The organism is Marinomonas vaga, from assembly GCF_055388305.1.
Window position 1 is genome coordinate 862,461 of the sequence record NZ_AP043903.1, and the last position, 14,022, is coordinate 876,482.

14 protein-coding genes are annotated in these 14,022 nt (G+C 48.0%); 7 read left to right on the forward strand and 7 right to left on the reverse strand.

The genetic code is table 11. The features are described 5' to 3' along the window. Positions 1-9: 9 nt before the first annotated feature. Complete coding sequence (locus tag ACZ5DR_RS04025) at positions 10-885, reverse strand: DMT family transporter (protein ID WP_377366418.1); 876 nt, start codon at positions 883-885, stop codon at positions 10-12. A 125-nt stretch (positions 886-1,010) separates the two neighbouring features. Here ACZ5DR_RS04025 and ACZ5DR_RS04030 point away from each other — a divergent pair, with 125 nt between their 5' ends. The 3 genes from ACZ5DR_RS04030 to ACZ5DR_RS04040 all read left to right on the forward strand — a co-directional run bounded on the left by ACZ5DR_RS04030 (position 1,011) and on the right by ACZ5DR_RS04040 (position 4,555). Continuing rightward, a complete protein-coding gene (locus ACZ5DR_RS04030) occupies positions 1,011-1,661 on the forward strand; it encodes a 2OG-Fe dioxygenase family protein (protein WP_377366417.1) in 651 nt (216 codons plus the stop codon). 171 nt (positions 1,662-1,832) lie between these two features. Continuing rightward, entirely contained in the window at positions 1,833-2,849 is a 1,017-nt protein-coding gene (locus ACZ5DR_RS04035) for an amino acid ABC transporter substrate-binding protein (RefSeq protein WP_377366416.1), read from the forward strand. A gap of 20 nt (positions 2,850-2,869) precedes the next feature. After that, positions 2,870-4,555 carry a GGDEF domain-containing protein gene (locus tag ACZ5DR_RS04040; RefSeq protein ID WP_377366415.1) on the forward strand — a complete coding sequence of 562 codons (1,686 nt, stop codon included), beginning with the start codon at positions 2,870-2,872 and terminating at the stop codon, positions 4,553-4,555. Here the strand turns inward: ACZ5DR_RS04040 and ACZ5DR_RS04045 are convergent. Beyond that, positions 4,542-5,138: a DUF2057 family protein gene (locus ACZ5DR_RS04045; protein ID WP_377366414.1), complete on the reverse strand. Its 597-nt coding sequence runs from the start codon at positions 5,136-5,138 to the stop codon at positions 4,542-4,544. The two genes, ACZ5DR_RS04040 and ACZ5DR_RS04045, sit on opposite strands and share 14 nt — an antisense overlap. Positions 5,139-5,343: 205 nt before the next feature. Here ACZ5DR_RS04045 and ACZ5DR_RS04050 point away from each other — a divergent pair, with 205 nt between their 5' ends. The 3 genes from ACZ5DR_RS04050 (at position 5,344) to ACZ5DR_RS04060 (ending at position 7,465) form a co-directional block, all read left to right on the forward strand. After that, the gene (locus ACZ5DR_RS04050) at positions 5,344-6,009 is read left to right on the forward strand and encodes a 7-cyano-7-deazaguanine/7-aminomethyl-7-deazaguanine transporter (protein WP_377366413.1); all 666 of its coding nucleotides are present in this window, start codon (positions 5,344-5,346) and stop codon (positions 6,007-6,009) included. Positions 6,010-6,163: 154 nt separating this feature from the next. Then, positions 6,164-6,997: a glutathione-dependent disulfide-bond oxidoreductase gene (gene yghU, locus ACZ5DR_RS04055; protein WP_377366412.1), complete on the forward strand. Its 834-nt coding sequence runs from the start codon at positions 6,164-6,166 to the stop codon at positions 6,995-6,997. A 114-nt stretch (positions 6,998-7,111) separates the two neighbouring features. Further along, entirely contained in the window at positions 7,112-7,465 is a 354-nt protein-coding gene (locus ACZ5DR_RS04060) for a FlxA-like family protein (RefSeq protein ID WP_377366411.1), read from the forward strand. 27 nt (positions 7,466-7,492) lie between these two features. On the opposite strand, the gene ACZ5DR_RS04065 is transcribed toward ACZ5DR_RS04060, so the two are convergent. Further along, positions 7,493-8,005, reverse strand: a complete 513-nt coding sequence (locus tag ACZ5DR_RS04065) for a M48 metallopeptidase family protein (protein ID WP_377366410.1) — start codon at positions 8,003-8,005, stop codon at positions 7,493-7,495. 239 nt (positions 8,006-8,244) lie between these two features. Between ACZ5DR_RS04065 and ACZ5DR_RS04070 the strand changes: the two genes are divergently transcribed. Next, positions 8,245-8,991 carry a DUF481 domain-containing protein gene (locus ACZ5DR_RS04070; RefSeq protein WP_377366409.1) on the forward strand — a complete coding sequence of 249 codons (747 nt, stop codon included), beginning with the start codon at positions 8,245-8,247 and terminating at the stop codon, positions 8,989-8,991. 65 nt (positions 8,992-9,056) lie between these two features. On the opposite strand, the gene ACZ5DR_RS04075 is transcribed toward ACZ5DR_RS04070, so the two are convergent. The 4 genes from ACZ5DR_RS04075 to ACZ5DR_RS04090 all read right to left on the reverse strand — a co-directional run bounded on the left by ACZ5DR_RS04075 (position 9,057) and on the right by ACZ5DR_RS04090 (position 14,012). Continuing rightward, positions 9,057-9,926, reverse strand: coding sequence for an NAD(P)-dependent oxidoreductase (locus ACZ5DR_RS04075; RefSeq protein ID WP_377366408.1), 870 nt, complete (start codon positions 9,924-9,926; stop codon positions 9,057-9,059). Between the two features lie 124 nt (positions 9,927-10,050). Then, the gene (locus tag ACZ5DR_RS04080; RefSeq protein ID WP_377366407.1) at positions 10,051-10,674 is read right to left on the reverse strand and encodes an SGNH/GDSL hydrolase family protein; all 624 of its coding nucleotides are present in this window, start codon (positions 10,672-10,674) and stop codon (positions 10,051-10,053) included. Positions 10,675-10,713: 39 nt separating this feature from the next. Further along, the gene (locus tag ACZ5DR_RS04085) at positions 10,714-12,705 is read right to left on the reverse strand and encodes a methyl-accepting chemotaxis protein (protein WP_377366406.1); all 1,992 of its coding nucleotides are present in this window, start codon (positions 12,703-12,705) and stop codon (positions 10,714-10,716) included. A 194-nt stretch (positions 12,706-12,899) separates the two neighbouring features. Continuing rightward, a complete protein-coding gene (locus tag ACZ5DR_RS04090; protein WP_377366405.1) occupies positions 12,900-14,012 on the reverse strand; it encodes an ABC transporter ATP-binding protein in 1,113 nt (370 codons plus the stop codon). Positions 14,013-14,022 lie beyond the last annotated feature (10 nt).

Here is a 14,022-nt window from a genome sequence, read left to right on the forward strand (position 1 = left end):
TTCGCATGCCTAGTTTCGTTGGGGAGCCAGCTTATTGCTCATGAGCACTAAAAACACACCCCCTAAAATCATTAGGGCACTCACTACCAGTCTTTGTTCAAGGGTCTCTCCTGCCCAAATGATCCCACCCACGGCCGCAATCACAGGGACCGATAGCTGTAACACCGACGCCTGAAACGGCATGATAAATTTCAGCGCCCCATACCAGAGGGCATAGCCGATTCCTGAGGCAAGGGTGCCAGACAAAACCGCGAGCCAGATCCCTGATGCACTCAAGCGCCATTCAGGCAAGGCGAAAGCGAACCAGATCAATGCCATGGGCACAGCTCTCACAAAGTTATAGGCGGTATCTTCTAATGGCTTAGTAGAACCTTTTCCAACAAGGGTATAAACGCCCCAAGCCATACCGGCGATGGCCATTTGCACGGCCCCAATAAAAGAGGGGGTACTTAACGTGGGCAATACTAAGTAAACAAACCCAACAAAGGCTACTGTGGCTCCCAACCATTCAGGTAAGCGAAAGCGCTTACCACGAGAGACTTCTACAGCAATAATGGTGAACTGCACCATACCAAATAAGATCAAAGCGCCAATGCCTGTTTCGAGGGAGACATAGGCATAAGAAAAACCCAGTGCGTACACAAACAACGCCAAGGCTCCTGACCAGCTCCCCTTCCCCCGAGCCATACCTTTAATGTTAGAAGTACTGGGGCGGAATTTGGCTTTTAACAGCAACAAGATCGCCAGCATCATGGCTCCCGACAAGATCCGCACCGTGGTAAAACTGGCCGCATCAATCACCTGAGCCCCTAGGGCAAGGCGACATAAAATCGAGTTTGCGGCGAACGCTAACAAGGCTGATATCGTCATGAAATAGGCTTGCATGCCCTGCTCCTTTACTGGGTTATATGGCGAAAAACCGTCTACACTAGAGGATGAGTTTACCGACTCTACAATAAAAATCTGCAAACGTTGCGCATGATCTGCCGACGCTATTGGAGGATACCTATATGTTGACCACAAAATCAGCACAGAATGCTTTTCGTATCGAGCTTGGCCAACTAGACGCCAACACCGTTGACCATCTTGCCCCCTCATTTGATGGCTTACCACCTAACCCTTACGCCGACGGTTCTTATCGCTTACGCCGTTATTCGCGTTTTATTTTTAAAGACGACAAGCTCGCACGTCTGCCAACCAAGGCCTTCGTTCAAGACGCCAGCATTAACCACTTTCAAGGAAATGTAGAACGCACCTATCCTGAAATAGATGACGAAACAGTAAAGGACACCGGCTTCCTTGCTCTGTTTGAACATTTTCAAAATATGACCAATATCGCAGACGGTGCCACCATTGAGGTTCATCAAATGCGCATCTTTGCTGATCACCATTCAGTGGATGTGGCCCCTGAAGGCATTCACCAAGACGGCTTTGACCGCATTGGCATTTACATTATTCAACGCCATAACATTGGCGGGGGTGAAGTCAGTGTGCACCCGGATGAGCAAAGCGACGCCATCGTAAAAGCGCCCTTGGACCATGGTGAGTTTGTGGTGATTAATGATCGTCAGTTTTTCCATTATGCATCGCCTATCACGCCCCTGGATGGAGAGCGTGGCTATATGGATGCCTTTGTATTAACGGCGAATCTTGTTCACTAATTTCCTGCCTACATTTGAACGACCGTTTTCCCGCAACGAAAACGGTCTAACTTCATGACAAATAAGATTTAACCAGTCCGTCAGATTTGTGGTGATCCGGAAAGTTATTCGTTATATTAAAGTGACTACTCCGGCGTAACATTGCGTATCACTTCAGATAAGGACATTCACATGAAAGCTCCCCTGTCTTTGCGTACTGCTGTTTTATCGGCCTCTTTACTAACCTTGTCTTCCATGACATTCGCGAGCACCTTAAGCACTGTCAAAGAACGAGGAGACTTAAATTGCGGCGTCTACCCAGATGACCCTGGCCGAAGCGCAATTAACGAAGAAGGTCAGTGGGAAGGCTTCTATGTGGACTTTTGTCGGGCCACTGCCGCCGCCGTATTAGAAAACCCTGACTATGTACGTTACCTAGAAGTCGGAGCCACCTCTCGTTTCACCTCCCTTGTGGAAAAATCCACTGATGTGGTCATGTTCAGCTCCACTTGGACCCTCGGCAGAGAAAACACCTATCAAGTCAGCTTCCCCACCTTGTACCTTTTTGACGGACAAGGTTTCGTGGTGCGCAAAAGCGCAGGCATTGACTCGGTAAACGATCTCGACGGTAAAACGGTCTGCGTGACTGGCAACACGACCACCCAGCGTAATCTAGAAGATTTCATTAAAGCCCAAGGGTTTGATACGGAAGTGGTATACACCAATGGCGATCAGTTTTTCCGTGGCAGTGTCTGTGACGCCTACAGTGCTGATCGTATGAATCTAGCCATCAACTTGGCAAACCGCGTGGAGCAAAAAGACGACTACAAGGTACTTCCTGAGACCTTCTCCCGTGAACCTATCGGCCCAACGGTGCGCAATGATGACGACCAATGGGAGCGCATTATTCGCTCCATTGTCCACGCCACCTTTTTAGCGGAAGAAAAAGGCATCACCCAAGCGAACGTCGATCAGATCAAAGCCTCTTCCAAAAATGTAGAAGTACGAAACCTATTGGGAGAATCTGGGGATATTGGTGAGCAGCTGGGACTAGACCCACTATGGGCTTACCGTGTTATCAAAGCCGTGGGTAATTATAGCGAAATCTACGACCGTCACTTAGGTCTCGACACCCCCATCGGGCAAGAACGGGGACTAAATGCCCTATGGCGTGATGGCGGACTCATGTTTGCACCACCGTTTAAATGATACAAAAGTGATTAACTAGAATGATCCAAGACGATTTCAAAGTATCCAAAACACAGCGAATAGGTTTACGTCTGAACATTGTGTTATTGAGCATTATCGTCTTCTTTCTAGTGGCGTCTGGCTTTGGGATCTGGACATTACAGCAACAAACCAAACAATTTAACGCCATCACCCAAACTTACTATGACCGTGCCATGCTAGCAGCAGAGCTGTCTCGAGACGCGGAGCTGATCGCCACCCAAGCCATGGAAAAAACCGTCACCCAGCGACTTGGGAAGATCGACGCCAACGTACTGCAAACGGACATTACCAAGATCTTTACCGTAGCGCGGGACTCATTGGTGGCACACAGCGATCGGGAAGCCGAGCTAATCGATCGTGTTGACACCCTCACTCGACCTTATTTCGAGCAAATACTGGCGTTTTATAAAATGATTGAGCAACAGCTCAGACAAGAACTGCGCCTTAGAGATATCGAACGTGGCCTTGCTAGATTGCAGCCATCCCCTTTTACCGATGTGCGTAATGAGCTGACGCCCTATATTTCTGATACGACCAGCGCATTATTGTTCATGCTGCGAGCTGACAGCCCTGGCCTGCTTTCTAGACGCACTCGGGATGTAACCTACCAGCTGGAACAATTAGCTGCTTTCAGAACCGATGACCCAGCTCAACAGCAGACTATTGCTGAGCTTCAAGATCTAGCGTCCCAAGCGCTTTCTCTTAAAATGAACATTGATCAGACCCGTATGCGTACCTTAGCCGCCATGCGAGAAACACGCCTCTATGCCCAGCGCCTGAGTGGCGCAAGCTATGATTTCTATCTGTACGTAAAATCCGAAGCCGATACCGCCGCACTTGAACACAGCCGCCATATTGAGTCGGTATCAAAAATGATTGTAGGATTTTGTTTGATATTCCTACTCCTAATCGGTGTGGCATATTGGCTCATTCAGCGCATTTTGATTCAACGTCTAAACCGACTCAGCAGCGTCATGCTGCAACATGTGGAAGGAGAGCCCGTCCCTATCCCCCAATCGGGGCAAGATGAAATTTCCATTATTGGGAAAGCCTTTTCAGTCTTTGTGGAAGCGAACCAAGCATCCCATCAAAAAGCTCAAGAAGCACAGCACCAAGCCGAAGAAGCGAATCAAAAGCTGCGTAAGCTGAATGCCTCCTTACACGAACAAAGTAATACTGACGAACTTACCGCCACCGCCAACCGTCGCTCATTCTTTAATTGGTTGCGTGCCACTTGGCCAACGGCCAAAGACAAAGGGTCGAGCTTTGGTGTCCTGATGATCGACATAGACTGGTTTAAGCGCTACAACGATCACTATGGCCACTTAGCCGGGGACTTGTGTTTGCAACAGGTGGCAAAAATACTGCGTACGACAGTGGGGGCTAATCAAGGGATGTTAGCGCGCTACGGCGGGGAAGAGTTTATCGTTGCCGCAGCAGGCGTTACCCAAGCCCAGATTAACAAGTTGGGGCACGCATTATTGAAGGGGGTGGTCGATGCCCAATTACCTCATACCCGCTCCCCAAAACAGCACATCACCATCAGTGTGGGTATCGCTTATTTTGACAAGCTTTCGGCGGAAGACACCTCTGAAAAAGTCATCGCATTGGCAGACCAAGCGCTGTATGAAGCGAAAGCCCATGGTCGAGCCAATGTGGTAACTCTGAATACTACTGATTCATAATCCAAGTGCGAATTTCTTCCCGTTGAGTTTCATTGGCTTGGATATACAGTAACTGGACGGAACGCAACAAATCGTTCGTTTGTTCTGGCGTAGGTTCTGGTTGCGCAGGGACAAATTCATTTTGGTGGGTTTTATTGTATTCCGCCACCAAGGTATGAATCGACTCTTTTGGCAAATTGGTCTCTTTGCTCAGTACCTCAAACTTCACTGTTTTTACCGTGCCGTTCTTGTATTTAACGCGCCAAAATTGGTTGTTTGTCAGATATAAATCCGCCTGGCTCTTGGTGTTTAACTCTGGAGCCAAAACAACAATGTCATCACTGGACAACATGTTAAGAGTGATCAGCAAAGGTGGTGTCTTATAATCCACTTCTCGCCCACCGTCTTGTAAGCGCTTAGCGTAACGAAACACCAATTGGTGCTCCCCAGACTTTACCGAGCGTGGGATCCAATAGTTCTCTTTCACTGCTACACCATCCAATGTGAGCAATTCAATATCTTTTTCAACACCTAAAGAGCCCGCTTGAGCAACGGAGGATAAAAAAACGGCCAATACTAGGCACAATCGTTTGCAGTACATCATGGGTAACTCCTTTCAATCAAAGATCTGGCAGGCGCTTCCTTCCTGAACTGCTTGGCTGCCATCAGTGTGAACTAGACACACTTAGTGGTTAATGTATAATCACCCGCCGTTGTTTGACTACACAGTTTTTACAATAGATTCGCCAAAGAAAGTGAAACTTTCTATTTGGGTTCCCTTACCCCAAACTAACCAAAAAGGTCTGAAAATGAGCCAATTTTCCCCTGAGCAGCAAGGCAAGGCGCTGCGTTATCTCGTTGCCTTCCACCTACTGATCATCGCATCCAGCAACTACTTGGTACAGATTCCATTCACAGTGTTTGGATTCCACACGACCTGGGGTGCCTTCACCTTCCCATTTATCTTCCTAGCCACTGACCTGACCGTTCGCATATTCGGTGCAGCACTGGCACGTAAGATTATTTTCTTGGTAATGCTACCATCCTTGGCAGCATCCTATGGCCTATCGGTTCTATTCTACGAAGGTCAATTCCAAGGGTTTGGGGCACTCGGTGAATTCAATCTCTTTGTGGCCCGTATTGCGGTGGCCAGCTTAATGGCTTACTTGTTGGGACAAATCCTAGATGTGCATGTGTTCAACCGTTTACGCAAGCTTCGCAGTTGGTGGGTCGCCCCTGCCGCTTCGACTGTCATTGGTAATGGTTTGGATACCTTAGCGTTTTTCGGTATTGCCTTTTACCAAAGCCCAGATCCCTTCATGGCCGAACATTGGCAAGCCATTGCTTGGGCAGATTACGGATTTAAGTTATTGATTAGTCTTGGGTTGTTCATACCTATGTATGGGGTTTTATTAGCTTTTATCATCAAAAAAATCACCCATGTGAAGCCCGATTTTTCCTTAGCAAAGGCTTAATAAATCACTTTCAAAAGAGCACTTAGGTGCTCTTTTTTACTTCCAGTACCTTGCGTTCCTCATTCACTGCAAACTATGTCCCTTTAAAGCCCAGCCCTTAGTCTCTATACCTATAGGTAACAGATTAATTTATGGATCTTACTAGGAGGGTCTTATGAGTTCTGAAAACGAATACGTACCACCAAAGGTTTGGAAATGGGATCTTGAAAGCGAAGCAGGGCAGTCAAAAATCAACCGCCCTTATTCCGGCCCAACCCACGAAAAAGCACTCCCCCGTGGTGAACATCCGCTGCAACTTCATTCCCTTGCGACACCCAACGGCCAAAAGGTCACCATCATGCTGGAAGAGCTGCTGGAGCTAGGAATAAAAGAGGCGGAGTACGATGCTTACCCCATTCGCATTAACGAGGGTCAACAATTCTCATCTGGCTTCGTGGACATTAACCCGAACTCTAAAATCCCAGCCCTGTTGGATACCTCAGAGTCCCCAGAGCTTCGAGTATTCGAGTCTGGCTCCATCCTGCAATATCTAGCCGATAAGTTTGATGCCCTAGTGCCAAAGGATTTAAAAGCGAAAACAGAATGCCGCAACTGGCTGTTTTGGCAAATGGGCTCTGGTCCATACATCGGGGGTGGTTTTGGTCATTTTTACGCCTACGCACCACGTAAAATGCAGTACCCAATTGACCGCTTTGCCATGGAAGCTAAGCGCCAGTTAGATGTACTGAATAAGCACTTGGCAACGCATAAATACATGGCTGGGGACGAATACTCTATTGCCGACATTGCCATCTGGCCATGGTATGGGGCGCTGGTACTGGGACGTTTATACGATGCCGCAGAATTCCTACAAGTGGAAGACTACACCTATGTTAAACGCTGGGCAGAAGAGATCGACCAACGTCCCGCCGTAAAACGAGGCATCCGAGTCAATCACTGGGGTGATGGAAGCGTGTTAGAACGCCATAGCGCTGATGACTTAAATTAACATTTGGTTGACCAAATCAACTTTTTGTAAATTTAAGTAAAAATGCTTAAGCCTCCTGAAAAATGTGTCGATACTTAACAAAGTATGACCCAACACATTTCAAGGAGGTTTTTTATGAGCAGCGTCTCAATGAATCTGAGTAGCATCACTAGCCAAAGCAGTAGCGCTTCTCAATCATCATCGTCATCTCGGATTGATACTCTTAAGGAGAAAGTAAAAACGCTTCAAGAGGAGCTTACTACTATTTCTACGAGTACAGATAAAACAGAGGAAGATGAAGAGCAGGCAAAGCTGTTACAGCAACAAATTCAAATGCTACAACAACAAATCACTCAACTTGAAATGCAAGAGGCCCAAAAAGCCAAGCAGCAGGAATCCAACTCATCTTCTGAAGAAGACGAAGAGGCTACCGTTAGTGAAAAAGATCCTGATGACCCGTTGGGCCAATCAGTTGATGCTTATGCTTAATCAGCATTTGGACTCTTTAACTCATACTTAAAGAGTCCAAAGCTCTCCAAACCTATCTCTATGGCAAAGATACACCCTTAGCTCGAACTCTAGTTGATGGTAATCCGGCTCCATGTAGCAACACAGATTGTAGAAGGCTTTGTTGTGGGCTTTTTCTTTCAGATGAGCGAGCTCGTGCACCAAGATCATTCTCAAAAAAGGCTCAGGAACATTGCGAAAAAGCGCTGACACTCTGATTTCATGCTTAGCTTTTAGCTTGCTGCCCTGCACCCGTGAGACAAAAGTATGCAACCCAAGGGCATTGTTAATCACATGAATTTTATCGTCATAGACTACCTTACTGATCGGAGCCGAACTTTTCATGTAGCGATTTTTAATCCCCATGCCATAGTCAAACAGCGCCTGAGCGCCATTAATGTCATGACGTTTGGGGTATTTCCCTAGCAACCAAGCCCCTGTCTTTTCTTGCTCCAGCATGGAGATTACGCGCTGTTGAATATCCACTGGATAAGCATTCAAGTATTGGGGTGACTCAATCATAGGCACTCTTCATTAATGACCTAAAGGTTAAACATTCACTGTATTATGACCGTTTTCTTACTTAGCGACTAAATAAGAACCCAAAGTGCAGCTTTAGCAAACTTACCTATCTATTCAGGCGCTAATTAGGAAAATTCGCTGGAATATGCAATGTCCTAGCAGATGCCTCTCGAAATGAAGGTCTGTGTGATAGCTTTTTAAGAACCTATAAACACACCGACTCAAAGAGGCCATGAACCATGAAACGAGTATTCATACCGGTCATGTCTGCTTTGCTAGCGACGCCGCTAGCCTATGCAGCCGACCAACCCGTCGTAGATCCAAAGCCTATCTCCGGCTCCGCAGAACTTGGTTACATCGCCACCTCTGGGAACTCAGATACCAACAACCTAAATGGTCGACTCGCCATCACTCAAGAATCCCTAAAATGGCGTACCGATTACTCCCTAAGTTCTTTGTTCAGCAGCGCTGATGATGACACTACTGCGGAAAAATACTCGGGGTCGGTACAGAGCAACTACAAATTCAACACAGAAGAGTTCTGGTATGTCCGTGGCACCTATGACCGTGACCGCTTCGGTGGCTACCGTCATCAAAGCTCTGTTTCCACCGGTTATGGTAATCGCTTCTGGCAACAAGCGGACGGCTCTTATTTGGAAGCCTCCGCTGGAGTAGGATACCGTGATTACGGCATCGACAGAGACATAGACCCTGACGGGAAATCAGATCGTGGCTCCTTCGTCCGCCTGGCGGCCACCTATGAAAACAAACTCACAGCCAATTCCCTATTTCGTCAGGATTTAACTTCGGAAATTAGCACGAGCGGCGGTAGCACCGTTAACGAATCCGTTTCTGCAATCCAAGCAAACATCTTGAATGATCTTGCCATGAAGCTAGCTTATCGCATCAAACATACATCTGATGTTCCAGCAGATACAGAAAAAACAGATACAGAAACCACTGTATCAGTGCTGTACTCTTTCTGAGACACAAGACGCGCAATCAAGCCTATGGTCTGATTGCGCGTTTACATCTCAAGTCCTTAAGAGTCCTACTGGTCTTTATCCAAAGACTTAATCAACACGGACGTATCCTGACGACCTCGCCCTTCTGCCATCAATCCCTGATAAGCGTCATCTACCGCTTTAGTATGGGGAATCTTCAAGCCCATGGTATCAGCCTGCGCCAAAGCGATGCCTAGGTCCTTATGCATCCATTCAATGGCAAAACCAAAATCAAACTCATCTTTCGCCATGGTCTGACCACGGTTTTCTAGCTGCCAAGAGCCTGCCGCACCGAACTTCAAGGTGTCTACAAGGGTTTCAATGTCTAACCCTGCTTTCTGAGCAAAACGAATGCCTTCTGACAGTCCCGTCAGCACACCACCAATTAAGATTTGGTTGACCATTTTCGCCATTTGACCAGCTCCCACATCGCCCATGCGAGTCGCCGCTTTGGCGTAACAATCCAGCACTGGCTGGGCACGATCAATTAAGGCTTGGTCGCCACCAATCATGACTGTCAAAACACCATTAACCGCACCAGCTTGACCACCGGATACAGGGGCATCAATGAAATCACATTGCGCTGCTTTGGCTGCTGCATGCAGCTCTTTTGCAACTTCCGCGGAAGCCGTAGTGTGGTCGATAAAAAGGGTGCCTGGCTTGGCTTGAGTGAGAGCACCTTGCTCACCGAGGTAAAGAGAGCGCAGGTCGTCATCATTACCCACACAGGTGAGCACAATGTCTGTTTGTGCCGCCGCTTCAGCAGGGGTCACCGCGACACGCCCTTGATAGGTTTCACACCAGTTTTCAGCTTTACTGGTTGTCCGGTTGTACACCACAACCTCATGGCCAGCCTTGCTCACATGACCCGCCATAGGGTATCCCATGGTGCCTAATCCTAAAAAACTCACCTTCATTATCATACTCCTTGAGTGACTTGGTGTTAGCGTAACCAATTATTCAAGGACATACGAGGGACAAAGACAGGCAAATTTACCCATACAGATGCCATCAGTGTGACGCTAATCGTCACTGTATGGCTTATTTAATTAGACCTGTCACCTTAGGGAGTAAAGCGTGGGCTAATTGCTGATTAGCTTCTGAATCAAGATGCACGCCATCCACAGTGGAAGCAGACACTAAGCCTGCTGCATTCAGAAACTCACAATGATTGGCCGCTGCTACATTTTGATAGTACTGATGAAAGAACTGGGATTTTTCTTCTGCGCCGGCAAAGACGTCCCGCATTTCCCCTTTCGGGTCATGAATATTCGGTGGAGCTACTACAATGATCTCGGGATAAGGAAAGCCCACATCCGATGGCAAACGAGCCCGCTGGATGATCTTTTCAACGCCTTTAGACGCTTCATAAGCCCCCACGTTAAAATAACGTTTCAGGTCATTAGTGCCCAACATAATGATCAAGACTTTGACCGGGCCAAAAATCTCCAACGCTGCTTGAATATAAGTGAGACCGTTACGACCTTCCCGAAAGGGGTCGTCCCAAATTGTGGTACGACCCGGAAGGCCATTATTAATGACTTGATAGGACTCACCTAGCTCTTGCTGCAACAATTGCGGCCAACGTAAATGGGCTGGGAAACGACCACCATTGGGAACACTGCCCCAAGTTAATGAGTCGCCATAACACAGTACTGTTGTCATATAGACCTCCGTTGGTTAAGCCAAGCCCAATGTCCGTCATTATTTCAGGGAGTTTAGACGTCTCGCGATCGCATCTATTTCCTCACTCATACGACTTAAACGGTTAGAGTCGTCCGCATTACTGCTGGTCAGCCCTTGTAAACGGGCCACAAACTCACTCAAGTCGCTAGAGACTTTCTGCTGCTCGTTAGCAGCAACAGAGATTTGGGTCGCCTGATCCGTTATTTGTGAGAAGGCATTCACCACATCATGAAGGTGCTGGGCCGTAGACTCGGCATTGTTCACGGCTTTTTCTGTCTCCGCTTGTCCCAAAGACATGGAGCTGACGGATTCTTTCGACGTTTCCTGTAGTCGGTTTAGCACCTGCTCAATTTCCACCGCAGAGCTTTCACTTTTCGCGGCCAGATTACGCACTTCATCCGCCACCACAGCAAAGCCACGGCCTGTTTCCCCTGCTCGGGCCGCCTCAATGGCGGCGTTCAGGGCTAACAAGTTGGTTTGTTCCGCAATGTCTCGAATGACACCCAGCATGCTATGAGCTTTGCGGCTGTCTTCATCCAGTTGCAGGATATTGTTTTGAGCCTTGTCCATGGTATTGGACAAGGAGCGCATAGTATCAATAACACCGGACATCTCACGGCCACTGCTACGCACGTCTTGGTGAATCCGCTCCACGGTTTCTTTGGTTTCGTTGGAATACATGGCCACATCTGCTGAGGTAGAGCCAAATTCTTCGGTCGCCGCTGCCAAGGTCAGGTTTTCATCACTCAAGCTGTTGGCTTTATTGAGGAATTCATTGCTAAATAGCTTCAACTTGCCCGCATCATCCACCAATTTGGCGGACTCTGCGTGAATACTAGTAAGCAGCATTTTCAGCTTGCCGCCATAAGCATTTACCGCCTGGCGCAACTCACCTATCTCATTAAGCGTGCCTTCTTCTAACTCTTGAGCATTATCGCCGGACACCAGCATGTTAATCTGTGATGTGGTTTGTTCGATCTTAGTAAGTAGGCTTCTGAAGAATACAAACGCGGCAATGCCAACGACTATGAGCAATCCGCCCACCGCCAGCATGATAAAGATGCCCATGCTTTGAGCCACTTCTGTCATCACACCACGGGGCACCACAAGGCCTATGGTCCAGCCAGTTTTAGGCTCTTTCACCAAGTCCACATAGGTTTTTTCATTCAAAATGCCGTCGTTCTCGATCTCCATCAAGGTGGAGCCTTTAAGGGTCTTAGCCGCATTTAATACGCCCGCCATCCAAGGGAGCTTCTTCGCCAAATCCGCTGCTGTCACCATGGTGTCGTCCGGATTTACGATTTTAGCCGCCGTTTCAGGAAAGCTCAGCATTTGTCCTTGCGCGTCCAGAGCAAACACATACCCTTCATGCTCTTGGCCGTGTTCTTTCAAGATGTCGCCGATACCGTCTAGCATCATGTCTACGGTGGCCACGCCGGCAAACTTACCGTTTTGCTTGTAGGGCACCGTACAGGTGACCATAGGAATCTTGGTTACTGGGTCAGTGTAAGCTTCTGACCAACTACAGCGATCCAAAGGTGCATTACGTCCAACTGTGTACCAGCCTTCATTGTGATATCCAGAACCGTTTGGGTCGTTGTAATCCTCCAGTAGCTCAACGCCACTGTCGCTACGCGCCCAAAAAAAGCTACGACGATCCACACCGGCGGTAAACGCATTAGGTTCAGGCCAAATACCTCCACCCGCGATGGCTGAATCACCATGGTTATCAATCAAGGGCGGAAAGACTTTTTTAAACAGGTCCACATCTTTTGGCAAACCACTGGTGCTCAGCGCTAAAGAACTGGTCAACAACTGGACCTGATCTAGCTTAGCTCCAAGCAAATCGATGAGTCCCTGCTGACTCGCTTGAATCTGAATTTGACGCTCTTCAATGAGGTCTGATTTCACCTTGCCTTCCACGACTAAGTAAATAACAACCAGTGCCAATACTATGATGGCAGCTAAACCAAGACTGATTTTTTGACGAATCATTAATGCAGGTTTCATAGGTGTGCAGATCTCCCAACACATTTGAGAAGGATCATAGAAGCAGAGCTTCTTTGAAAGGGGTTATATAAGTTGTAGCACAATTCTAAAAAAGTGTCGCAAGAACAATAACAAAACCCTGCCAGAGAGATGGCCAGCGCTGGAAAAGCGCGTGCGCACGAGCACAGAGCGCTCGCCGCACGCTTTTATGCCGCTTACCCCAGATGACCTGGGTTAAGCAACATGCCTTGGGGATCAGTGTCGAACAGAAGCACCCGCTCCAAATTCACCTGTAATGTGCTCAACACACCCCGATCTAGATGTGACCTTAAGTCTAGACGAGCTTTGCAATCTTCGCCTCCCAGCTTAAATAAGGTTTCCTGATCAAACCCAAGATTCTCCACCAAATCAATGGTGATATTTTCAAACTGAAAACTGTCTTCATCCGCAGGATGCAAGGTGGCATCTTCGAAAAAGTCAGGGCGAATCCCCACCAACACCGTCTCATGTTTGGCTAACGTCGCCATATCCACATGACCAATTTTGGCGGCTGGCAATCGATACTGATCGATCACCAACTCTTCCCCTTCCACCTTGGCTTCGATTAAGTTCATCGCCGGAGAGCCAATAAAGGTCGCCACAAAGGTGTTAGAGGGCTGCAGATAAATTTCCATGGGTGTACCCACTTGCTCCACAATACCATCCCGCATGACAACAACTCGGTCTCCCAAGGTCATGGCTTCAACCTGATCATGAGTCACATAAATGGCGGTCATGTTGTACTGATGCTGAATCCGCGCAATCTCTGTGCGCATATGATGGCGTAGCTTGGCATCAAGGTTAGACAAAGGTTCGTCAAATAAGAACACCTCCGCATCCCGAGCCAATGCCCGCCCCATGGCCACCCGCTGACGCTGACCGCCGGACAAATCCGAGGGTTTGCGATCCAAGTAGGGCTCCAGCTTCAGCATCTCGGAAACTGCGTCCAAACGGGACTTAATGGTCCCTTGATCGGCCCCGGACTTTTTCAGACCAAATACGATGTTTTCCCGTACTGACATGTGGGGATACAAGGCATAGTTTTGAAACACCATGGCGATGTTGCGTTTATGGGGCGGCAGATCATTCACCGCTTTGCCCCCTATTTGCGCTTCCCCAGAAGTGATGTCTTCCAGCCCTGCCACCATTCTCAAGGTGGTGCTTTTGCCACAGCCTGAGGGGCCAACTAAGACGACAAACTCCCCGTCCTGAACTTCCAAATTTAGATTTTTAACAATCGGCAAGTTGCCGTAGGACTTATTCACATTACGAAGAATGACTGAACTCATAATCTGCTCC